Source organism: Pseudomonas sp. zbq_18, assembly GCF_043102245.1.
In the GTDB taxonomy this organism is placed as follows: Bacteria; Pseudomonadota; Gammaproteobacteria; order Pseudomonadales; family Pseudomonadaceae; genus Aquipseudomonas.
In genome coordinates, this window is record NZ_JBICIT010000009.1 from 67,373 (window position 1) to 89,149 (window position 21,777).

The 21,777-nt window shown below is 60.6% G+C and carries 26 protein-coding genes and 1 tRNA gene; 4 read left to right on the forward strand and 23 right to left on the reverse strand.

Annotated features, from left to right (window positions below; translation table 11 throughout):
• Positions 1-7: 7 nt before the first annotated feature.
• The 15 genes from ispG to trmJ all read right to left on the reverse strand — a co-directional run bounded on the left by ispG (position 8) and on the right by trmJ (position 11,787).
• Positions 8-1,120 (reverse strand): flavodoxin-dependent (E)-4-hydroxy-3-methylbut-2-enyl-diphosphate synthase, encoded by a 1,113-nt coding sequence (gene ispG, locus ACF8C6_RS07740; protein WP_277688440.1) that lies wholly within the window; start codon positions 1,118-1,120, stop codon positions 8-10.
• An 8-nt stretch (positions 1,121-1,128) separates the two neighbouring features.
• Positions 1,129-2,121: a RodZ domain-containing protein gene (locus ACF8C6_RS07745; protein WP_392498754.1), complete on the reverse strand. Its 993-nt coding sequence runs from the start codon at positions 2,119-2,121 to the stop codon at positions 1,129-1,131.
• The gene (gene pilW / locus ACF8C6_RS07750) at positions 2,121-2,882 is read right to left on the reverse strand and encodes a type IV pilus biogenesis/stability protein PilW (RefSeq protein WP_392498755.1); all 762 of its coding nucleotides are present in this window, start codon (positions 2,880-2,882) and stop codon (positions 2,121-2,123) included. The genes ACF8C6_RS07745 and pilW overlap by 1 nt, the downstream gene beginning before the upstream one ends.
• 14 nt (positions 2,883-2,896) lie before the next feature.
• Positions 2,897-4,039, reverse strand: coding sequence for a 23S rRNA (adenine(2503)-C(2))-methyltransferase RlmN (gene rlmN, locus ACF8C6_RS07755; protein ID WP_392498756.1), 1,143 nt, complete (start codon positions 4,037-4,039; stop codon positions 2,897-2,899).
• A 24-nt stretch (positions 4,040-4,063) separates the two neighbouring features.
• On the reverse strand, positions 4,064-4,495 hold the full coding sequence (gene ndk / locus ACF8C6_RS07760) for a nucleoside-diphosphate kinase (protein ID WP_043308688.1): 432 nt from the start codon (positions 4,493-4,495) through the stop codon (positions 4,064-4,066).
• A 93-nt stretch (positions 4,496-4,588) separates the two neighbouring features.
• A complete protein-coding gene (gene iscX / locus ACF8C6_RS07765; protein WP_392498757.1) occupies positions 4,589-4,789 on the reverse strand; it encodes a Fe-S cluster assembly protein IscX in 201 nt (66 codons plus the stop codon).
• Positions 4,790-4,803: 14 nt separating this feature from the next.
• Positions 4,804-5,145 (reverse strand): ISC system 2Fe-2S type ferredoxin, encoded by a 342-nt coding sequence (gene fdx, locus ACF8C6_RS07770; RefSeq protein ID WP_392498758.1) that lies wholly within the window; start codon positions 5,143-5,145, stop codon positions 4,804-4,806.
• A 5-nt stretch (positions 5,146-5,150) separates the two neighbouring features.
• Positions 5,151-7,016, reverse strand: a complete 1,866-nt coding sequence (gene hscA / locus ACF8C6_RS07775) for a Fe-S protein assembly chaperone HscA (protein WP_392498759.1) — start codon at positions 7,014-7,016, stop codon at positions 5,151-5,153.
• A gap of 42 nt (positions 7,017-7,058) precedes the next feature.
• On the reverse strand, positions 7,059-7,580 hold the full coding sequence (gene hscB / locus ACF8C6_RS07780) for a co-chaperone HscB (RefSeq protein WP_392498760.1): 522 nt from the start codon (positions 7,578-7,580) through the stop codon (positions 7,059-7,061).
• 7 nt (positions 7,581-7,587) lie between these two features.
• The gene (iscA, locus tag ACF8C6_RS07785) at positions 7,588-7,911 is read right to left on the reverse strand and encodes an iron-sulfur cluster assembly protein IscA (RefSeq protein ID WP_341693319.1); all 324 of its coding nucleotides are present in this window, start codon (positions 7,909-7,911) and stop codon (positions 7,588-7,590) included.
• Positions 7,912-7,927: 16 nt separating this feature from the next.
• A complete protein-coding gene (gene iscU / locus ACF8C6_RS07790) occupies positions 7,928-8,314 on the reverse strand; it encodes a Fe-S cluster assembly scaffold IscU (RefSeq protein ID WP_277688430.1) in 387 nt (128 codons plus the stop codon).
• A 48-nt stretch (positions 8,315-8,362) separates the two neighbouring features.
• Positions 8,363-9,577, reverse strand: a complete 1,215-nt coding sequence (locus ACF8C6_RS07795) for an IscS subfamily cysteine desulfurase (RefSeq protein ID WP_277688429.1) — start codon at positions 9,575-9,577, stop codon at positions 8,363-8,365.
• A gap of 31 nt (positions 9,578-9,608) precedes the next feature.
• On the reverse strand, positions 9,609-10,100 hold the full coding sequence (gene iscR / locus ACF8C6_RS07800) for a Fe-S cluster assembly transcriptional regulator IscR (RefSeq protein ID WP_392498761.1): 492 nt from the start codon (positions 10,098-10,100) through the stop codon (positions 9,609-9,611).
• 135 nt (positions 10,101-10,235) lie between these two features.
• Complete coding sequence (gene cysE / locus ACF8C6_RS07805; RefSeq protein ID WP_392498904.1) at positions 10,236-11,015, reverse strand: serine O-acetyltransferase; 780 nt, start codon at positions 11,013-11,015, stop codon at positions 10,236-10,238.
• A complete protein-coding gene (gene trmJ / locus ACF8C6_RS07810; protein WP_392498762.1) occupies positions 11,008-11,787 on the reverse strand; it encodes a tRNA (cytosine(32)/uridine(32)-2'-O)-methyltransferase TrmJ in 780 nt (259 codons plus the stop codon). The genes cysE and trmJ overlap by 8 nt, the downstream gene beginning before the upstream one ends.
• A 146-nt stretch (positions 11,788-11,933) precedes the next feature.
• Here trmJ and suhB point away from each other — a divergent pair, with 146 nt between their 5' ends.
• Positions 11,934-12,749 (forward strand): inositol-phosphate phosphatase, encoded by an 816-nt coding sequence (suhB, locus tag ACF8C6_RS07815; protein ID WP_277688425.1) that lies wholly within the window; start codon positions 11,934-11,936, stop codon positions 12,747-12,749.
• A gap of 53 nt (positions 12,750-12,802) precedes the next feature.
• Here the strand turns inward: suhB and ACF8C6_RS07820 are convergent, their stop codons facing one another.
• The 6 genes from ACF8C6_RS07820 to queA form a co-directional block, all read right to left on the reverse strand.
• A complete protein-coding gene (locus tag ACF8C6_RS07820) occupies positions 12,803-13,342 on the reverse strand; it encodes a glycine zipper 2TM domain-containing protein (protein WP_392498763.1) in 540 nt (179 codons plus the stop codon).
• Positions 13,343-13,515: 173 nt separating this feature from the next.
• Positions 13,516-14,421: a protein translocase subunit SecF gene (secF, locus tag ACF8C6_RS07825; protein ID WP_392498764.1), complete on the reverse strand. Its 906-nt coding sequence runs from the start codon at positions 14,419-14,421 to the stop codon at positions 13,516-13,518.
• A gap of 13 nt (positions 14,422-14,434) precedes the next feature.
• Positions 14,435-16,303, reverse strand: coding sequence for a protein translocase subunit SecD (secD, locus tag ACF8C6_RS07830; protein ID WP_392498765.1), 1,869 nt, complete (start codon positions 16,301-16,303; stop codon positions 14,435-14,437).
• Positions 16,304-16,363: 60 nt separating this feature from the next.
• A complete protein-coding gene (gene yajC / locus ACF8C6_RS07835) occupies positions 16,364-16,705 on the reverse strand; it encodes a preprotein translocase subunit YajC (protein WP_277688421.1) in 342 nt (113 codons plus the stop codon).
• A 119-nt stretch (positions 16,706-16,824) separates the two neighbouring features.
• Entirely contained in the window at positions 16,825-17,943 is a 1,119-nt protein-coding gene (gene tgt / locus ACF8C6_RS07840; protein WP_392498905.1) for a tRNA guanosine(34) transglycosylase Tgt, read from the reverse strand.
• Positions 17,944-17,948: 5 nt separating this feature from the next.
• Entirely contained in the window at positions 17,949-19,004 is a 1,056-nt protein-coding gene (queA, locus tag ACF8C6_RS07845) for a tRNA preQ1(34) S-adenosylmethionine ribosyltransferase-isomerase QueA (protein ID WP_392498766.1), read from the reverse strand.
• A gap of 108 nt (positions 19,005-19,112) precedes the next feature.
• Here queA and ACF8C6_RS07850 point away from each other — a divergent pair.
• The 3 genes from ACF8C6_RS07850 (at position 19,113) to ACF8C6_RS07860 (ending at position 20,267) form a co-directional block, all read left to right on the forward strand.
• Positions 19,113-19,197, forward strand: a tRNA-Leu gene (locus tag ACF8C6_RS07850).
• A gap of 252 nt (positions 19,198-19,449) precedes the next feature.
• Positions 19,450-19,662 (forward strand): cold-shock protein, encoded by a 213-nt coding sequence (locus ACF8C6_RS07855; RefSeq protein WP_044406025.1) that lies wholly within the window; start codon positions 19,450-19,452, stop codon positions 19,660-19,662.
• A 107-nt stretch (positions 19,663-19,769) separates the two neighbouring features.
• On the forward strand, positions 19,770-20,267 hold the full coding sequence (locus ACF8C6_RS07860) for an RDD family protein (protein WP_392498767.1): 498 nt from the start codon (positions 19,770-19,772) through the stop codon (positions 20,265-20,267).
• Between the two features lie 4 nt (positions 20,268-20,271).
• Here the strand turns inward: ACF8C6_RS07860 and ACF8C6_RS07865 are convergent, their stop codons facing one another.
• Both ACF8C6_RS07865 and ACF8C6_RS07870 read right to left on the reverse strand, forming a co-directional pair.
• Entirely contained in the window at positions 20,272-21,153 is an 882-nt protein-coding gene (locus ACF8C6_RS07865) for a GIDE domain-containing protein (RefSeq protein WP_392498768.1), read from the reverse strand.
• Between the two features lie 28 nt (positions 21,154-21,181).
• On the reverse strand, positions 21,182-21,754 hold the full coding sequence (locus ACF8C6_RS07870) for a LemA family protein (protein ID WP_392498769.1): 573 nt from the start codon (positions 21,752-21,754) through the stop codon (positions 21,182-21,184).
• Positions 21,755-21,777 lie beyond the last annotated feature (23 nt).

Sequence of the window (21,777 nt, forward strand, 5' to 3'; positions counted from 1 at the left end):
TCCTTTATCAGCCGCGGGCGATGACTGCCGCGTCGGCCTCGACCTTCTCGGCCGCCTTGCGACGGATCAGCTTCTCCAGCTCATCCACCAGGTTGTCATTGGTCAGTTTCGAGGCCGGAGCGCCATCGATATAGACCAGGTTGTTCGGGGTGCCGCCGGTAAGGCCGATATGCGCCTCCTTGGCTTCACCCGGGCCATTGACCACGCAGCCGATCACGGCAACGTCGAGCGGCACCAGCAGATCCTCGACCCGCTGTTCCAGCTCATTCATGGTCTTGACCACATCGAAATTCTGCCGCGAGCAGCTCGGGCAGGCGATGAAGTTGATGCCACGCGAACGCAAGCGCAGTGACTTGAGGATATCGAAACCGACCTTGATCTCCTCCACCGGATCGGCGGCCAGGGAGATGCGAATGGTGTCGCCGATGCCCTCGGCCAGCAGCATCCCCAGGCCAACCGCCGATTTCACGGTGCCGGAACGCAGGCCACCGGCCTCGGTGATGCCCAGGTGCAGCGGCTGTTCGATCTGCTTGGCCAGCAGCCGGTAGGCCTCGACGGCCATGAACACATCGGAGGCCTTCACACTGACCTTGAAGTCCGGGAAGTTCAGGCGGTCCAGATGCTCGACATGGCGCAGTGCAGATTCCACCAGCGCCTCGGGCGTGGGCTCGCCGTACTTTTTCTGCAGGTCTTTTTCCAAAGAGCCGGCATTCACGCCGATACGAATCGGAATGCCTTTGTCGCGAGCAGCCTCGACCACGGCCTTAACACGGTCTTCGCGACCGATATTACCCGGATTGATGCGCAGGCAATCGACACCCAGTTCGGCCACGCGCAGGGCAATCTGGTAATCGAAATGGATATCGGCCACTAGCGGCAGATTGACCCGCTGCTTGATCAGGCCAAACGCCTCGGCCGCCTCCATGGAAGGCACGGAGACGCGCACGATGTCGGCGCCAGCCGCCTCCAGACGCTGGATCTGGCCGACCGTGGCATCGACATCGCAGGTCTCGGTGTTGGTCATGCTCTGCACCGCAATGGGCGCATCGCCACCGACCGCTACATTACCGACCCAGATTTTGCGAGATGGGCGACGCTTGATGGGAGATTCGCAATGCATGTTCTGACTCACTGCCCCAGTTTGAGGCGAGCGGTTTCACCGTGAATGAAAGGCGCGACGTCGACCGCCTGGCCATTGACCAGCACCACAGCACCACGGGCATAGCCCAGGCGCAGTTCCAGCGGAGCCTTGCCGACCAGTTCGACGCTGTCGCCACGACGCTTCAGAGCACTGAGCAGCACCTTGCCATCAGCATCGGTCAGCTGCGTCCAGCAATCAGCCGTAAATTGCAGATTGACCAGCGCCTCACCCGCTACAGCAGCCACCGCCGTAGCTTCCGGAGCCGAAGAAGACTGTGTCGCTTCCGCGGGCTGCTCAACAGGCGCTTCGACAGGGGCAGCAGGCGTTGCGACAGAGTCTGGGGCTGGTGCGGGGTTTGTCTCTGGCTCGGCGGCAGGTGCCTCATCGGCGCTCAGAGCCGGAGACTCGACCAGCGCCGGCGTATCCGTTGCAGACAGGGCCGGCTCCTCAGCCTGAGCGTCGGCCACGGCCTGATCTTCCGGCTCGGTAAAGGTGTGAATCTCCACCGTACCGTCAGCCGCTTCCACTTCAACATGTGCGGGGGTTGCGTTACCCGCCTCCAGACGCTTGCCCTGATCCTGCCACCAGAAAAAGCCGGCCGCCCCCAGCGCCAACAAGGCAACGATGCTGAAAAACTTCAGAATGCCTTGCGAAACCCGTGCTGGCTCCTCGATACGCGACAAACTGGACACGCTGCTGCCACCGGCATTGGTGCCTGTGAACCGATCGAACTCTTCGACCAACTGAGCGGGGTCCAAGCCCATCAGCTTGGCATAGGAGCGCACATAACCACGAGCAAAGGTGTGCCCTGGAAGCTGATCAAAGTCGCCCGCCTCCAGGTGACGCAGGGCGCTCGGGGTGAGATTCAACTGTGCGGCAACATCGCCCAGCGCCAGGTTGCGGTCTTCGCGTACCTTGCGCAGCGTCTCACCAGGATTGACCCGATGCGCTGTCGCTACTTCAGGATGCGAACTCTTCATCACTGCTCCGCCAGGTATTGCTGATACTCCGGAGTGCCCGGATAGAGACGTTTAAGCTGTAGGCCGAGACTGGCGGCCTGATCAGGATCACTGAACACCTTGGCCAGGCGAATACCCAGCAGCAGGCTTTGCGGGGTCTGCCTGGACTGCTGGCTGAAACCTGCGTAATAGCTGCGTGCTGCCACGTAGTCCTTATCCTGATAGGACAATAGCCCCATCTGCAGCAACGAAGTCGGACGCTGGCTATTCAGGCGCAAGGCTTTCTGAAAATGCTGCTTGGCCTCATCCGGCTTGCCCAGTTGCAAAGCTGTCAGGCCAAGGTTTTCGAAAACCCGGGAACGTTCGCCATAGAGAGTATCCTCGGCCGCGTTACTGTATTGGGCATAGGCCTCGGGATAGCGCTTTTGTTCGAAGAGAAAGCCGCCATAGTTATTCAACAGGCGTGCATCGCCATTGCTCAGCGCAATCGCCTTGCGATAGTTCTCATCGGCCAGTTTGGGTTCAAGTTCATACTGATAAACCAGCGCCAGTGCGGCATAGGCTTCAGCACTCGACGAATCAATCTCCAGGGCTTTACGCAGGGGCTCTTTGGCCTTCTCGGTGGAGCCTTGCCGCAGATGACCGATACCCAGTTGAATGTAGGCATCGCGTGCATTATTGCGCCCCTCTTCGGTATCCATGGGATTTTGTGGTCCTCCGGTCCGGACACATCCCGCCAACAGGCAGACAACGAATAGGTAAAGCGCAGCGCGCAAAGTCATGGAGCCCCTCCCCTTCAATTTCGATTATTTTCGCGAGGTTCTACAGCCTCGCTACCCAACTGGCGCACCGCAATGTAACGCTCGCTACGCCGAGTGCGATCTTGCACCTGGCCGACCAGCTGCCCGCAGGCGGCATCGATATCGTCACCACGCGTGGTGCGTACGGTGACGTTGAAACCAGCCTTGTGCAACAGATCCTGGAAGCGACGGATAGCGTTGTTGCTCGGCCGTTCGTAACCGGAGAAGGGGAAGGGATTAAACGGAATCAGATTGATCTTGCAAGGAAAATCCTTGAGAAGTGCGATCATCTGCGCAGCGTGTTCGGGCTGGTCGTTGACGTCCTTGAGCAGCGTGTACTCGACGGTCAGGAAGCGTTTCTCGCCCAAACCCTCGATATAACGGCGGCAGGAAGCCAGCAGCACGTCCAGAGGATACTTCTTGTTGAGCGGCACCAGTTGGTTGCGCAGCTCGTCGTTCGGTGCGTGCAGCGACAGGGCCAGGGACACGTCGGTAACGGTCGCAAGCTTGTCGATCATGGGCACGACGCCGGAGGTGGACAAAGTCACCTTACGCTTGGAAATGCCATAACCCAGATCATCCATCATGATCTGCATGGCGGGTACGACATTGTCGAAATTCAGCAGGGGCTCGCCCATGCCCATCATCACCACGTTGGTGATGGCACGGTCGATCTTCGCCGGTACGGTGCCGAAGGATTTGTTGGCGATCCACACCTGGCCGATGATTTCCGCGGCAGTCAGGTCGCTGTTGAAGCCCTGCTTGCCGGTGGAACAGAAACTGCAATCCAGCGCACAGCCGGCCTGCGAGGACACACAGAGGGTGCCACGGCCGCCTTGCGGGATATATACGGTCTCGACGCAGCTACCGGACGCCACGCGCACCACCCACTTGCGGGTGCCGTCGCTGGAGATATCCTGACTGACGATCTCGGGACCGCGAATCTCGGCGCAGGCACTGAGCTTTTCGCGCAGGGCCTTGCCGAGATTGCTCATGGCGTCGAAATTCTCGACGCCAAAGTGGTGAATCCACTTCATGACCTGACCGGCACGGAAACGCTTTTCCCCGATGCTCTCGAAGAAGCTTTCCATTTCAGGCTGGGTCAGCCCCAGCAGGTTGGTCTTGGCTACATCAGTCATGGATTCACCCTCGCCGGTTCGCGCTTAGCGAATGCGAGCGCACACCTCGGTGGCGGAGAAGAAGTACGCGATCTCGCGAGCGGCGGAAGCCTCGGAGTCGGAACCGTGTACGGCGTTCTCGTCGATGGAAACGGCGAAATCGGCGCGGATGGTGCCGGCAGCAGCTTCTTTCGGGTTGGTGGCACCCATCAGCTCACGATTCTTCAGGACGGCGTCTTCGCCTTCCAGTACCTGGACGATGACCGGACCGGAGGTCATGAAGGCAACCAGATCCTTGAAGAAGCCGCGCTCGCTGTGCTCGGCATAGAAGCCAGCAGCTTCGCGCTCGGACAGCTGAACCATCTTGGAAGCGACGACGCGCAGGCCGGCCTTCTCGAAACGGGTGGTGATTTCACCGATTACGTTCTTGGCAACGGCATCGGGCTTGATGATGGAAAAAGTGCGTTGAACAGCCATGTGAAGCTCCAGAGTTAAAGCGAAAAATTAAACCCGCGAATTATACGCGGGTTAGGGGGAATTGCGTAGGGTGGCACCCAAGGGTGCAGCAGCTCAGTCGAGCTCTCCGATCCAGGCAGCTTGAATGGCCTCTAGCACCTTCTCGCCACCGCGCTGTGGATCGTCGGAGAAATCCGGCAAGTCCAGCACCCAACGATGAAGATCAACGAAGTTGACGTAGCGTGGATCGACATCCGGCTTGCTGTCCGCCAGCTCGATGGCGATATCCAGCACATCCGTCCATTTCAGGCTCATGACAGCTCCCAGATTCAATGCGGCGCTTCGGCGGCGTGGTTGAGCGAGTATTTGGGGATTTCGACGGTCAGGTCTTCAGTACCAACGATAGCCTGACAGGCCAGGCGTGACTGAGCCTCCAAGCCCCAAGCCCGATCGAGGAAGTCTTCCTCCAGCTCATCCGCCTCTTCCAGCGAGTCGAAACCCTCGCGAATGATGCAATGGCAGGTGGTGCAGGCGCAGACACCGCCACAGGCGCTCTCCATTTCGATGTGGTGCTCATGAGCCAGATCGAGAATGGAAGTACCCGGCTCAGCCTCGACGACCATGCCTTCGGGGCAGAACTTCTCGTGAGGCAGAAAAATGACCTGCGGCATTGCGCTTATTCCTCGAGTTCGTTGAGTCGACGCCCGGACAGAGCCGCCTTGACGCTGGCATCCATCCGCCGCGCGGCGAAGGCATCGGTAATCTGGGCCAGGCGTTTGGTCTGCTGCTCGATGGCATGACTGTCATCGCCCACGACCAGGCTGCGCAGCTCATCCATGGCGGCCTGGATTGCAAGCCGCTCATCACCATCCAGCAGACGTTCGCCATCAGCATCCAGCGCGGACTGCACAGCCTCAAGCAGGCGCTCGGCCTCGACCTGCTGCTCACGCAGCGCACGCGCCGCCTTGTCGCCCCCAGCATTGCTGAAGGAGTCCTGCAGCATGCGGGCAATCTCGCCATCAGTCAGGCCGTAGGACGGCTTGACCTGAATACTGGCCTCGACCCCCGAACCCAGCTCACGCGCCGCAACACTGAGCAAGCCATCAGCATCGACCTGGAAAGTCACGCGAATCTTCGCCGCCCCGGCGACCATGGGCGGGATGCCACGCAACTCGAAGCGCGCCAGCGAACGGCAATCCTTGATCAGCTCACGCTCACCTTGCAGCACATGCACGGCAAGCGCCGTCTGGCCATCACGATAGGTGGTGAAATCCTGCGCACGCGCCACCGGAATGGTGGTGTTGCGCGGAATGATCTTCTCCATGAGGCCGCCCATGGTTTCCAGCCCCAGGGACAACGGAATCACATCGAGCAGCAGCAACTCTTCACCGTCGCCGCGCTGATTACCAGCCAGCGTATCCGCCTGGATGGCAGCACCGATGGCAACCACCTGATCGGGGTCGATATCGGTCAGCGGCTCGCGCGCGAATAGCTCCGCAACGGCCTGGCGTACACGCGGCACTCGGGTGGAACCGCCCACCATGACCACCGCCTCGACCTCATCGAGCTCGATATCAGCATCACGCACCGCACGACGGCAAGCCTTGAGGCTACGCGCGATCATCGGCTCGATCAGCGACTCGAAGTGGCTGCGCGTCAGCTGACCGGCCCAGCCACCGTATACAACCTGAACCTCATCGCCAGCGGTCAACGCTTCCTTGGCGACACAGGCAGCCTGCAACAGACTGCGCTGAGCCGCTGGATCCAGATCACTGGAAAGCCCGACCTGCTCGATGATCCAACCGGCGATGGCATGATCGAAGTCATCACCGCCCAAGGCACTGTCACCACCGGTAGCCAGCACCTCGAAAACACCACGACTCAGCCGCAGGATGGAAATATCGAATGTACCGCCGCCCAGGTCGTAGATAGCCACAACCCCTTCGGCACCTTTATCCAGACCATAGGCCACGGCAGCGGCAGTCGGCTCATTGAGCAGCCGCAACACACTGAGCCCGGCCAGGCGGGCAGCATCCTTGGTCGCCTGGCGCTGCGCATCGTCGAAATAGGCCGGCACCGTGATCACTGCCCCGACCAGCTCGCCACCCAACGCGCCCTCGGCGCGCAGACGCAGCTCACGCAGGATGTCCGCCGACACCTCAACCGGACTCTTCGCCCCCTGCACCGTCTCGATGAACGGCATGTGCGACTCGCCTTCGGCAAAGCGATAGGGCAACTGCTCGCCGAGCTGCTTGACGTCGGACAGGCCGCGACCCATCAGACGCTTGACGGACGAGACGGTATTCAGCGGATCCTGGGCGGCAGCCGCCCTGGCCGACAGACCGATCTCGACACGATCGGCGTGATAACGCACCACGGACGGCAGAATCACCTGCCCAGCAGCATCGGCCAGCGGTTCGGAGAGGCCGCTGCGCACGGCAGCGACCAGCGAATTGGTGGTGCCAAGGTCGATACCCACGGCCAGACGGCGTTGGTGGGGTTGCGGGCTCTGCCCGGGCTCGGCGATCTGCAATAGGGCCATGGTGCTCTGAATGTCAGGCGCGCAGCGCGAGGCTACGCCGGGTTAATCGTCGAGGCGCTCTTCCAGAGCGCGCACTTCATGTGCCAGCTTATCGAGGAACTGCATGCGGCGAACCAGGCGCTCAGCCTCGTCACGCCGAGCGGCATCATCCCAGCAGGCAGCGAAAGCCTGGCCCAGCTCATCCTGAGCCAGCCTGAGTCGCTTCTTGAACATAGAGACGCCGGACAGATCGGCATCGTCCTGCAGATCTTCCAGCTCCTCTCGCCACTGCATCTGCTGGAGCAGAAAATCGGGATCCTGCACCGTCACCTCGAGCGGCAACTCTCGGCCACGCAGAGCCAGAAGATAAAGCGCCCGCCGCGGAGCACTCTTGAGCGTCTGATAGGCATCATTGAGGCTTGCCGAGCGCTCCAGCGCCAAGCGCTGCTCACGCTCACCAGCATCGGCGAAACGGTCCGGATGCACAGCCTTGGCCAGCTCACGATAACGCGCAGACAACTGAGCCAGATCCAGGGAAAAATCCGGCTTCAGATCGAACAGGGCGAAATGACAGGGACTACCCACGCAAGCCTCAGACGTTGAAGCTCTCGCCGCAGCCGCATTCGCCGCGCACGTTGGGGTTGTTGAACTTGAAGCCCTCATTGAGGCCTTCCTTGGTGAAGTCCAACTCGGTGCCATCGAGGTAGACCAGGCTCTTCGGGTCGATGATGACCTTCACGCCATGGCTCTCGAACACCTGATCCTCGGCAGCCAGTTCGTCGACGAACTCCAGCACATAGGCCAGGCCGGAACAGCCGGTGGTGCGCACACCCAGGCGAATACCCTCGCCCTTGCCGCGCCCATCAAGGGAGCGCTGTACATGGCGAGCGGCAGCTTCGGTCATGGTGATGGCCATAGCAACTCCTTAAGGCTTAGAGCAGGCCTTTCTTCTGCTTGTAATCACGCACGGCAGCCTTGATGGCATCTTCGGCGAGTACAGAGCAGTGAATTTTCACCGGCGGCAAGGCCAGCTCTTCGGCCAGCTGGGTATTCTTGATGGTTTCGGCTTCGTCCAGAGTCTTGCCCTTCATCCACTCGGTGGCGAGGGAGCTGGAGGCGATGGCGGAGCCACAGCCATAGGTCTTGAACTTGGCATCTTCGATCACGCCCTGCTCATTGACCTTGATCTGCAGGCGCATGACGTCGCCGCACGCCGGAGCACCAACCATACCGGTGCCGACATCAGGATCCGCCGCATCCATCTTGCCGACGTTGCGCGGATTCTCGTAGTGGTCGATGACCTTATCACTGTACGACATGGTGTAATTCCTCTCTCATCAGGTGCCGCTCTGCAGGCGACTACAAACTCAGTGTGCCTGCCATTCGACCTTGGACAGATCGACACCCTCTTTGAACATATCCCACAGCGGCGACAGCTCACGTAGCTTGTTAACCGCACCGGCCACCTTGCTGGCGGCGTAGTCGATTTCTTCTTCGGTGGTAAAACGACCAAAGGTGAAGCGGATCGAGCTGTGCGCGAGCTCGTCGTTGCGCCCCAGCGCACGCAGCACGTAAGAGGGCTCCAGGGAGGCGGAAGTACAGGCGGAACCGGAGGACACCGCCAGATCCTTGAGCGCCATGATCAAGGACTCGCCCTCGACATAGTTGAAGCTCAGGTTCAGGTTGTGCGGCACGCGCTGGGTCATGCTGCCATTGATGTACAGCTCTTCCATGCCCTCGACCTGCTTATAGAAGCGGTCACGCAGGGCCAGAATGCGCTGATTTTCCTGAACCATTTCTTCCTTGGCGATGCGGAAAGCCTCACCCATGCCGACAATCTGATGGGTCGCCAGGGTGCCGGAGCGCATACCGCGCTCATGACCACCACCATGGATCATCGCCTCGAGACGGACGCGCGGCTTGCGGCGCACATAAAGCGCACCAATGCCTTTCGGGCCGTAGGTCTTGTGGGCAGAGAAGGACATCAGGTCGACCTTCATGGTCTCCAGATCGATCGCAACCTTACCGGTGGACTGCGCCGCATCGACATGGAACAGAATGCCGCGCGAGCGGGTCAGCTCGCCAATAGCAGCAATGTCGTTGATGGTGCCAATTTCGTTATTGACGTGCATGATCGACACCAGAATGGTGTCCTCACGCAGGGCCGCCTCGACCATGGCAGGCGTGACGATGCCATCCTCGCCCGGCTCGATATAGGTCACTTCGAAACCTTCGCGCTCCAGCTGACGGGTAGTATCCAGAACCGCCTTGTGCTCGATCTTCGACGTGATGATGTGCTTGCCCTTGCTGCCATAGAAATGCGCAACACCCTTGATGGCCAGGTTGTCGGACTCGGTGGCACCGGAAGTCCAGACGATCTCGCGCGGATCGGCATTGACCAGCTCGGCGACCTGACGGCGTGCATTTTCTACGGACTCCTCAGCCTTCCAGCCGAAAGCATGGGAGCGCGACGCCGGATTGCCGAAGTTGCCATCCACCAGCAGGCATTCGCTCATTTTCTGCGCCACACGCGGGTCGACCGGAGTGGTGGCGGAGTAATCAAGGTAAATCGGCAATCTCATCAGGTATCTCCTATTCAGGCAGGCGCCCTGCTCACTCGATGGCGGACGCTTCTATCTTGTCCAGCTGCGGCATCATGCCGCTGCGGCGGCGCTGATCCTGACGCAGTGCGACTTCCTGCACCTCGCGCCGGGTTACCAGATCAGCCAGACTGATGCCGCTGAGAAACTCGTGAATCTGTTGACTGAGGTCGCACCACAGGTGGTGTGTCAGACAGGTGTCACCCGAGTGACAATCACCCATGCCCTGGCAACGGGTTGCATCGACCGACTCATTGACCGCATCGATCACCTGAGCCACCTGAATCCCTCGCATGTCCCGCGACAGCTGATAACCACCACCCGGACCGCGCACACTGCTAACCAGATTGCCGCGGCGCAACTTGGCGAACAGCTGCTCCAGATACGACAGGGAAATACCCTGCCGCTCGGAGATATCCGCCAGCGATACCGGCCCACTCTGAGCATGCAGCGCAAGATCAAGCATGGCGGTCACGGCGTAACGGCCTTTAGTAGTCAGACGCATGGTTTCGCACCACGGGTGAAACTGAATTGCCGCGATTATCGCCTTTTCCGACTATTTAGGTCAACTATAAGACCAATCAAAACAGTCAGGTATAGCGGCAGCGTGGGGCGCGAATCATAGCAGAGTCCGCCAGAATCAGGCAGCCGGCTTGTCGCCTTGCTCCTTGCAGACCCCAACGAAGTCTTCATCCCGCAGCTCTGGGAGATCCTTGGCACAGTAATCACTACCGAGAGCCTTGAGCGCCGAGCACATACCCTCCAGACGCCCATCCACGGCATGCAGATGATCAAGCAACTGACCAATGGCCCGCGCCACCGGATCCGGCATGTCCTGACCAACGCCATAGGCGTCGAAACCCAGCTTTTCAGCCATGGCCTGGCGCTTGGCCTCTTGCTCATCATCGCTCTTGACGATGATCCGGCCAGGAATACCCACCACCGTAGCACCCGCCGGCACCGCCTTGGTCACCACCGCATTGGAGCCCACTTTAGCTCCCGCACCGACAGTGAAAGGACCCAGCACCTTGGCCCCCGCCCCCACGACCACACCATCCTCCAGCGTCGGGTGACGCTTACCCTTGTTCCAGCTGGTGCCACCCAGGGTGACCCCCTGATAGAGCGTCACGTCGTCACCAATTTCCGCCGTCTCGCCAATAACGATGCCCATGCCGTGATCAATAAAGAAGCGTCGACCGATCTTGGCCCCTGGGTGAATCTCGATACCGGTCAGCCAGCGACCGAAATTCGACACCACCCGCGCCAGCCACTTCCACCCACCACCCCACAAGGCATGGGCAACACGATGCAGCCACACGGCATGCAATCCGGGATAGCAGGTCACCACCTCAAAAGCATTGCGCGCCGCCGGGTCACGATGGAAGACGCTCTGGATATCCTCGCGCATACGCTCAAACATCATCTTCTCTCCGCTTGTGGGACTCGCCACGCGCCGCCTTCTGAGTTTCCGTGAGAATGCCGCGCAGGATGTTCATTTCCAGCTTGCTGATACCCGAGCGCCCATAGAGGCGGCGCAGGCGCGACATCAAATGACGCGGCTTGGCAGGATCAAGGAAACCGATATCCACCAAGGTAGTTTCCAGGTGCCCATAGAACAGCTCCAGCTCGTCAGTGGTCACTGGTTGCGTATTCAGCATCGCGGTGGTTTCCACCTTGCTCATCTTGGTCGGCTGCCCTTGAATCGCCAGCCAAGCCATGCGCACCTCATAGGCCAGAACCTGCACGGCAGCCGCCAGATTCAGCGAGCTGAAATCCGGATTTGAAGGAATATGCACATGAAACTGACAGCGCTGCAGCTCTTCGTTGGTCAGGCCGGCATATTCACGCCCGAACACCAGCGCCACCTCGCCGCCCTGCTCCACATGCAGCAGAGAAGTCGTTGCGCATTCACGCGGATCAAGCAACGGCCAGGGAATACGACGATCCCGTGCACTGGTGCCCAGCGCCACGCTGCAACCCACCAGCGCCTCCTCCAAAGTATTCACAACGACGGCGGCGTCGAGAATATCGGTCGCACCCGAAGCACGCGCCACCGCCTCGCCACTGGGAAAGTCCAGCGGATCGACCAGCACCAGGCGCGACAGCCCCATGTTTTTCATGGCCCGCGCAGCGCCGCCTATGTTGCCGGGATGACTGGTATTGACCAGAACCACACGAATATTCTGCAGCACGCTCGCCCTGCCAATAATGCAAAAGGGCTATGGATGTTACAGAAGGCCACAGCCCAATGCCATGCACCGCAATATGCCGGCTGCGTAGAAAAAGCTAGTCTGCTAGAATGCTCGGCTTTCTTCTTTAACGACCCAGGTAACCTTCCATGCAGCCTATGCTGAATATCGCGCTGCGCGCTGCGCGCAGTGCCGGCGAACTGATCATCCGCTCCGTCGAACGCCTGGACGTCATCTCGGTCAACGAGAAAGATGCCAACGACTACGTCAGCGAAGTCGACCGCGCCGCCGAACAGACCATCATCCAAGCGCTGCAGAAGGCCTACCCGAACCACGGCTTCGTCGGTGAAGAGAGTGGCGTCATCAAAGGCAGCGGCGAAGGCGCTGACTACCAGTGGATCATTGACCCGCTGGACGGCACCACCAACTTCCTGCGCGGCGTACCGCACTTCGCCGTGAGCATCGCCTGCAAATACCGTGGCCGCCTGGAGCACGCCGTGGTGCTCGACCCGGTACGCCAGGAAGAGTTCACCGCCAGCCGCGGCCGTGGCGCCGCCGTCAATGGTCGCCGCATCCGCGTCAGCAATCGCAAGAGCCTGGACGGCGCGCTGCTGGGTACCGGCTTCCCGTTCCGCGCTGAGCAGGTCGACAACCTCGACAACTACCTGGGCATGTTCCGCAGCCTGGTCGGCCAGACCGCCGGCATTCGCCGCGCCGGCGCCGCCAGCCTGGATCTGGCCTACGTCGCCTCCGGTCGCTATGACGCCTTCTGGGAATTCGGCCTGTCGGAATGGGACATGGCTGCTGGCGCCCTACTAATCCAGGAAGCTGGCGGCCTGATCAGCGACTTCAGCGGCGGTCACGAATTCCTCGAGAAAGGCCAGGTGGTCGCCGGCAATACCAAGTGCTTCAAGGCTGTACTGACCGCCATTCAGCCGCACCTGGCGCCCTCGATGAAACGCTGAACACTAGCCAATAAAAAACGCCCTACAGGGCGTTTTTTATTGGCTGAAAATCACTACTGCGCCTGCTGCACCAGCACCAACTGGCCCTGCTCATTGACCGGTATGCGGCTACCCGGATCGCGATCCATACGCACCTGATCGACCTTGCCATCCAGCTGATATTTCACGTTATAGCCCACCACTTTTTCGCTGGTGTCCATAACCGTGTTGCAGCGGGTTTCCGTGGTGGTGTAGGTGTCACGCTCCTGCATGCCTTCCTGCACTTTGTTGCCGGCATAACCACCGCCAACAGCACCCGCCACAGTAGCAATCTTCTTGCCGCTGCCACCACCGACCTGGTTACCGAGCAAGCCACCCACTACCGCGCCAATGGCAGTCCCGGCAATCTGGTGCTGATCCTTGACGGGCGCCTGACGTGTAACGGCGACGTCCTTACAAACCTCGCGCGGCGTCTTGATGGTTTCTTTTACCGGCTGCACGGCCAGTACTTCTGCATAGCTAGGGCCGCTGACCAGACTGTAAGTGGCGACTGCACCGCCGGCAGTGACACCTACCGCACCCAGCACCGCACCCACGATCATCGACTTGTTCATTTCGCCCTCCTCAGGCTTTTACGAGCGTTTTTTCGCCCTTGCTCTGAGCCTTGGAAAGCTAAAGCCTGGCGCGAGTTCCACGAAAGGCAAATCGAAACCGATAAATGGGACAACCTTCACAGGCCAGAAACGACAAGGCCCGGCATATGCCGGGCCTTGCTGAACGATGCGCCTTAGGGGCGCTCGTCTACCTCCTCCACCACCGGCGGAATCAGATCATCACGGGTCAGTTTCAGCCAAACAAGCAGCGCGCTGGCGATATACACCGACGAGTAGGTACCCGCAGTCACACCAATAAACAGCGCCAGCGAGAAGCCCCACAGGTTTTCACCACCGAAAACCATCAACGCAATGATCGCCAGCAAGGTGGAGACCGACGTTGCCAAGGTCCGCAGCAGGGTCTGGGTGGTCGAAATGTTGATGTTCTCGATCAGCTCAGCCTTGCGCAATACGCGGAAGTTTTCCCGGATGCGGTCGAACACCACGATGGTGTCGTTCAGTGAGTAACCGATCAGCGCCAAGACAGCCGCCAGCACCGTAAGATCGAAGGGAATCTGAAAGAAGGAAAAAACCCCCAGGGTCACGATCACGTCATGGATCAGCGACACGATGGCACCAAAACCGAACTTCCACTGGAAGCGAAACGCCACGTAAACGAGGATGCCGCCCAACGCGAGAAGCATGCCCAGGCCGCCCTGGTCACGCAGCTCTTCCCCCACAGCCGGCCCGACGAACTCCACACGCTTAACACTGAAAGTCTCACCACTGACCTTAGCCAGATCGGCGGCCAGCTGGTTGCCCAGCTGCGGATCATCACCCTGCAGACGCACAACCACATCGGTAGTGGCACCGAAGTGCTGCACCACAGCACTGCCGTAGCCGACTTCCGCGAGCTGGCTACGTACCTTGGCCAGATCGGCCGGCTGCTCGTAAGACAGCTCGATCAGCGCACCGCCAGTGAAGTCCAGGCCGAAATTGAGCCCCTTGACCGCCAGACTACCGAGCGAGATCAGGGTGAGCAGCACAGTCACGGCAAACGCCACATGGCGAATGCCCATGAAATTGATTACACGTTTCATCGCAACACGCCCCTTAGATCCACAGCTTCTTAAAGTCACGACCACCGAAGATCAGGTTGACCATGGCACGGGTCACAAAGATAGCGGTGAACATCGAGGTGATAATGCCGAGCGACATAGTCACGGCGAAGCCCTTGACCGGGCCGGTACCCATGGCGAACAGGATGCCGCCGACCAGCAGAGTGGTCAGGTTGCCGTCGATGATCGCCGAGAAGGCCCGATCAAAGCCCTCGTGAATGGCCCGCGCCACCGACATGCCGTTGGCGATCTCTTCGCGGATACGCGAGAAGATCAGCACGTTGGCGTCCACGGCCATACCCATGGTCAGCACGATACCGGCGATACCTGGCAGAGTCAGCGTCGCGCCGAGCGCCGACATCAGCGCCAGCAGCACCACCATGTTCAGCCCAAGAGCAAAAGTCGCCAAAATGCCGAAGAAGCGGTAGATGGCGATGATGAACAGCGACACGAAGAGCATGCCCCAGAGCGACGCGTCGATACCCTTGGCGATGTTGTCGGCGCCCAGGCTCGGACCAATGGTGCGTTCCTCGGCAAAGTACATCGGCGCCGCCAGACCGCCGGCCCGCAGCAGCAGCGCCAGCTCGGAAGATTCACCCTGGCCGTTCAGCCCGGTAATACGGAACTGGCTACCCAGCGGCGACTGAATGGTCGCCAGACTGATGATTTTCTTCTCTTCCTTGAAGCTCTGAACCGGCACTTCCTTCTCGACGCCGTCGACCATCTGCTTGACGTAGCGGGTCAGCGGCTTCTGCTCGATGAAGATCACCGCCATGCTGCGCCCGACGTTGTTGCGGGTGGCGCGGTTCATCAGATCGCCGCCATGGCCATCAAGACGAATATTGACCTGCGGACGACCGTTCTCGTCGAAGCTGGCCTGGGCATCGGTCACCTGATCACCGGTGATGATCAGACTGCGCTCCAGATCCACAGGCGGACGGCCCGACTCGCGGAACTCGAAGGACTCAGTCGAAGCACGCGAAGCGTCAACATCAGCCTGCAGACGGAATTCCAGGTTGGCGGTCTTGCCGAGAATACGCTTGGCCTCAGCGGTGTCCTGCACACCCGGCAGCTCGACCACGATGCGGTTGGCACCCTGGCGCTGCACCAGCGGCTCGGCCACACCCAGTTCGTTGACCCGGTTGCGCACGGTGGTCAGGTTCTGTTTTATCGAGTATTCGCGAATCTCGGCCAGCTTGGCCTGCGTCATCGCCAGGCGCAGCACCTGCTGACCATTGCGCTCCTCACTGGTCAACTCGAAGTCATTGAAGCTCTTGCGAATCAGGCTCTGCGCCTGGTCCAACTGCTCGCTGTCGGCAAAACCGAGGAGGAAAGCAGTGTCCTGCGCCGGCAGACTACGGTAGCGCACGCGCTCCTTGCGCAGCAGGCTCTTGACCTCGCTCTCGTAGACCTTGAGGCGAGCATCCAGCGCCTTGTCCATATCCACTTCGAGCAGGAAATGCACACCGCCGGACAGGTCCAGACCCAGCTTCATCGGGCCAGCGCCCAGGTTGCGCAGCCAGTCCGGAGTGGTAGGCGCGAGATTGAGCGCGACGACGTAGTCATCGCCCAGCACCTTGCGCGCCAGCTCCTTGGCCGGCAGCTGATCGTCCTGCTTGACCAGGCGCAGCAAGGCACCCTTGCCCTCCTTGGTCAGGTCGGCCGCCTTCACCGCGATGCCCGCTGCTTCGAGCGCCTGGCTGACACGATCGATGTCGCCCTGGCTGATCTCGGTTGCGGTACTGACGCCGCTGAACTGGATGGCCGGATCGTCCGGATAAAGATTGGGTGCGGAATAGATGAAGCCGATCACCAGCACAGCCAGGATCAGCAGGTACTTCCACAGGGGAAATTTATTGAGCATGACGCCGCCCGTTATGACACGGGGCGCTAGAAGCGCCCCGTAGTGGTGAACAAAGAATCGTTAGATGGCTTTCAGCGTGCCTTTCGGCAGAGTGGCCGCGATGGCCTGCTTCTGGAACTTCAGCTCGACGTTGTCGGACACCTCGATCACAACGAAATCGTCGGCCACCTTGGTGACCTTGCCAGCAATACCGCCGCTGGTCACAACCTCGTCACCCTTCTGCAGGCTACCGAGCAGATTCTTGTGCTCCTTGGCCCGCTTGGCCTGCGGACGCCAGATCATCAGATAGAAGATGACCAGAAAGCCGATCAGAAACACCCACTCGAAGCCACTACCAGCAGGACCAGCGGCAGCTGCCGGAGCGGCGGCATCGGCGTAAGCGGCGGGAATCAGAAAGCTCATGGAACACTCCTATCAAAGGTCGGGAATCGAACTATTTATTATCTGCACCCGCACGCGGCCGGCGGGCTGGGTCGACACTTAATGGGGTGCCGCCCAGCCTATTTCAATGCGGATGCGACTCAGGGCTCGAGAGGCGGCGTTGATTGGCCGCGCTTGGCATAGAAGGCATCGACGAAGTCGGCCAATTTACCCTGTTGAATAGCCTCGCGCAAACCGGCCATCAGGCGCTGATAATGGCGCAAATTGTGGATCGTATTAAGCATGCTACCCAGCATTTCACCGCATTTATCCAGGTGATGCAGATAGGCACGGGAGAAGTGTTTGCAGGTGTAACAGTCGCATGCGGGATCCAGCGGCGAGTTGTCGTGCTTGTGCACCGAGTTGCGGATCTTGATCACACCCGTGCCCGTGAACAGATGACCATTGCGCGCATTACGCGTCGGCATCACGCAATCGAACATGTCCACACCGCGACGCACACCCTCGACCAGGTCTTCCGGCTTGCCAACCCCCATCAGATAACGGGGCTTGTCCGCCGGCATGTGCGGCGGCAGAAAATCCAGCACGCGGATCATCTCTTCCTTGGGTTCGCCCACGGACAAACCACCGATGGCCAGACCATCGAAACCGATCTCCATCAACCCTTCCAGCGAGCGCAGGCGCAGTTCCTCGTGCATACCACCCTGCACGATGCCGAACAGCGCTGATGGATTGCCCTCATGGGCATTCTTCGAACGCTTAGCCCAGCGCAGCGACAGCTCCATGGAGCGCTTGGCCACCTCGAAATCGGCTGGATACGGAGTGCACTCGTCGAAGATCATCACAATGTCCGAGCCGAGATCGCGCTGGACCTGCATGGACTCTTCCGGCCCCATGAACACCTTGGCGCCGTCCACCGGCGAGGAGAAGTACACGCCCTCCTCCTTGATCTTGCGCATGGCGCCCAGGCTGAACACCTGGAAACCACCGGAATCGGTGAGAATCGGCCCCTGCCACTGCATGAAGTCGTGCAGATCGCCGTGACGCTTGATCACCTCGGTACCCGGGCGCAGCCACAGGTGGAAGGTGTTGCCCAGGATAATCTGTGCACCGATATCCTCGACATCACGCGGCAGCATGCCCTTGACCGTACCGTAGGTACCCACCGGCATGAAGGCCGGGGTCTCCACAACGCCACGCGGAAAAGTCAGGCGACCACGCCGGGCACGTCCGTCGGTGGTCAGCAACTCGAAGGACATATGGCTCATGGGGTTTCCTCGGGGCCACGCGGGGCGGGATTACGGGTAATGAACATGGCATCGCCATAGCTGAAGAAGCGGTACTGCTCGCGCACCGCCTCCGCATAGGCGGCCATGGTTTCCGGATAACCGGCGAAGGCCGAAACCAGCATCAGCAAGGTCGACTCCGGCAGGTGGAAGTTGGTGACCAGGGCGTCGACCACATGGAACGGCTTGCCCGGGTAGAGAAAGATGTCGGTGTCGCCGCTGAACGCCTTGAGTTCACCATCGCGCGCCGCACTTTCCAGCGAGCGCACGCTGGTAGTGCCTACCGCGACCACCCGCCCACCACGGGCACGACAGGCCACCACGGCATCGACCACGGCCTGCTCGACCTGCAGCCACTCACGGTGCATGTGGTGTTCCTCGATGCGTTCGACCCTAACGGGCTGGAACGTACCGGCGCCGACGTGCAAGGTCACGAACGCCGTCTCGACACCCTTGTCCCGAATCGCCGCCAACAGCGCCTCGTCGAAGTGCAGCCCTGCCGTAGGCGCTGCCACGGCACCCGCCTTGTCACGATCGGAATAGACCGTCTGGTAGCGCTCGCGGTCAGCAGCTTCGTCGGGGCGATCGATATAGGGCGGCAACGGCATGTGCCCCACTCGATCCAGCAACGGCAGTACCGGCTCGGCGAAGCGCAGCTCGAATAGAGAATCATGGCGCTGCAGCATTTCGGCTTCGCCGCCGCCTTCCACCTGAATCAAGGTGCCCGGCTTGGGCGCCTTGCTGGCACGCACATGCGCCAGCACGCGATGCTCATCCAGCACCCGCTCGATAAGCATTTCCAGCTTGCCGCCCGAAGCCTTCTGGCCGAACAGGCGCGCAGGAATCACCCGGGTGTTGTTGAACACCATGAGATCGCCGGGCTGCAGATAGTCGAGCAGATCGGGAAAGGCACGGTGGGCTAGAGCACCGCTGGCGCCATCGAGCACCAGCAGGCGACTGCCCCTTCGCTCAGCCAGCGGATGGCGGGCGATCAGGGCATCAGGAAGGTCAAAATGAAAGTCGGCAACACGCATGGTCGGTCAGTCTCGCGGGGGCGGAGAGCTTACCGGAAAGCAACCCCATCTGGCCATTCGGGCCGATTGACCGCCTCTATTCGCCTCCCTATACTGCGCGCCCATCGTGCCTCGGTGGCGGAATCGGTAGACGCGGCGGATTCAAAATCCGTTTTCGAAAGAAGTGAGAGTTCGAGTCTCTCCCGGGGCACCACGATATTCCCTCCTTTACCCCCTGCAGACCTCTGGAATCAGCCATTCCAAGAGGGTTGGCAAACGCGTTTGAGTTAGCGTAGAGTTGGCCAACTGTGTTTGCATGGGTCGCCTTGAATCGTGACCTGGTGCAGTAGATCCTAGATCCGCTACATCCCGCTCGACTTCTCTTACTCTCTGCAACCAGTTCCAGCCCTCTCGTGCCAGAAGCACAAGAGGCTGTCATCAACTCTAGTTTCAAGGAAATAAGACAATGTCGAATCGTCAAACCGGCACCGTCAAATGGTTCAACGACGAGAAGGGCTTCGGCTTCATCACCCCCGAGAGCGGTCCGGATCTGTTCGTGCACTTCCGCGCTATCGAAGGTTCGGGCTTCCGCAGCCTGAAAGAAGGCCAGAAGGTCACCTTCGAAGCCGTGCAAGGCCAGAAAGGCATGCAAGCTGATAAGGTTCAGGTTCTGGCCTAATCGCTTCAGCTGCGAAAAAGCCCCTGTTGGCAACATCAGGGGCTTTTTTGTGCCTGTCGTTATGACCCCGTACAATCCTGCGCAGTTTTCCCGCTGTCGAGCCCTCCATGCCCAAGCACATGCTGCGCCCGCAAGGCGATTTCCCTAGCGCCGGCCTGATCCGACGCCTCGCCGCAATGTTCTATGACTTCCTGTTGTCCGTCGCCCTGCTGATGGTCACCACTCTGCTCTACAAAGTGGTGCAGATGGGCATCTACGGCCAGGAACAGCTTCGTCAGATGTCCGATGCCGGCGCCCTGGACGGTGACCCACTGCTCTCCACCCTGTTGGTAATGACGCTATTCGCCTTCTTCGCCAAGTTCTGGACCCACAACGGCCAGACGCTGGGCATGCAGGTGTGGGGCTTGCGCATTCAGAACGCCGACGGCTCGGCCATTAGCCTGTGGCAAGCTCTGCTGCGCTTCGTCGTGGCCATCGGCTCCTGGCTGTGCCTGGGGCTCGGGTTCGTCTGGGTATTGTGGGACAAGAACAAGCGCAGCTGGCATGACATCTACTCGGACAGCCGCGTGGTGCAACTACCCAAAGGCATTCACAAGAAGGCCTGATCGGCTATAGCCCCGGCAGCAGCACGTTACTCATTAGCCAGGCGGTAGCCAGCGCACCGGCCACGCACACCAGCGCGCCGCCTGCCGCCTGCCAGTAGAAGCCCCTTGCCAGCTCGTCTTCTCCGCGCGTGGAAAGAATGAAGGGGTAAGCCTCCCCCGGCTGGCGCAACTGGTGGTGCACCGGCGCCTCACCTCGTGCCTGCTGGCGACGCTGCGCTTCGACGCGAGCCGACTGGCGCATACGCTCCCACTCGGCCGGATCCAACTGGCCATCGCCATTGCTGTCGAAACGCTGCAGCAACCCGGCGAAGTCGTTTTTCCACTCTCGCACCACAGCGCCCTGGGCCAGGGTCAGGTCGAAGGCCTCGGTGCCGCCCTTGGTACGGAAGTCGCCGATGGCGTACAACGGCTGCCCGGCATGGAGGCGCTCCTCGGTGTAACGATATTCACTGCCCACCGAGAGCAACCGGCCGAGCAGGCTGCCGCGCCCGCTCAGGCCACGCGGATGCCGCTCGCTGCCACGCCAGACCTGCCGGGTGCTGACCCGCACCTCGGCACCCGCCGGGTTGATCAGGCACTCGCCGGTACCATCCTTCAGCCGCAGCCATGCCTCGCTGGTGCCGCGTTCCACCACCCTCCAGGAGCGCCGCTTGCCGTTACTGTCGTACTCCTCGATCTTGAAGCGCCACCACAGGCAAGGCGTGCCGCTCAACGGTGCCTCGACCTCGCCGCCCTCCAGCGCATGCAGCACGCCGTACAGCTCGACGTAGCCCTGGGCCGCAGAGCGGATCTTCGAGGTCGGGGTATTGAGCAGAAAGCGCGCTTCCGAAACGCGCTTGACGAACCACCAGCCGCCGCCGGCACAGGCTCCGACACTGAAGGCCATGCTGATGGCCAGCCCCGCCACATCCATCTCAGTTGAACAGCGACTTGAGGTCGACGTCGGCCTTTTCAACGTCACTGAACTGCAGCAGTTCAGCCTCCTTGAAGGCGAACAGGCGCGCCAGAATCACGTCGGGAAACTGCTCGATGCGCACGTTGTTCAGGTTGACCGCCTCGTTGTACAGCTCGCGGCGGTCGGCGATGGCGTTCTCCAGACCGGAGATGCGCTGCTGCAGGTGCTGGAAGCTTTCGTTGGCCTTCAGCTCCGGATAGTTCTCGGCCAGGGCAAACAACTGCCCGAGCCCGGCACGCAGACCGCTCTCGGCCTTGCCCAGAGCGCCCACATCGTGCTGCTCGCGGGCACTGGCGACGGCACTGCGCGCCGCAATTACCCGCTCCAGGGTGGTGCGCTCGTGCTGCATATATTGCTTGCAGGTTTCCACCAGCTTGGGCAGCTCGTCATGGCGCTGCTTGAGTAGCACGTCGATATTCGACCAGGCCTTGCTCACGCCGTGCTTCAGGCGCACCAACCCGTTGTAGAGGCTCACCGCCCAGGCGGCGAGCAGAAACAGTACGACAACAACCGCTACGAGCGAGAGACTCATGCCAGGCACTCCGTGTGGACTGA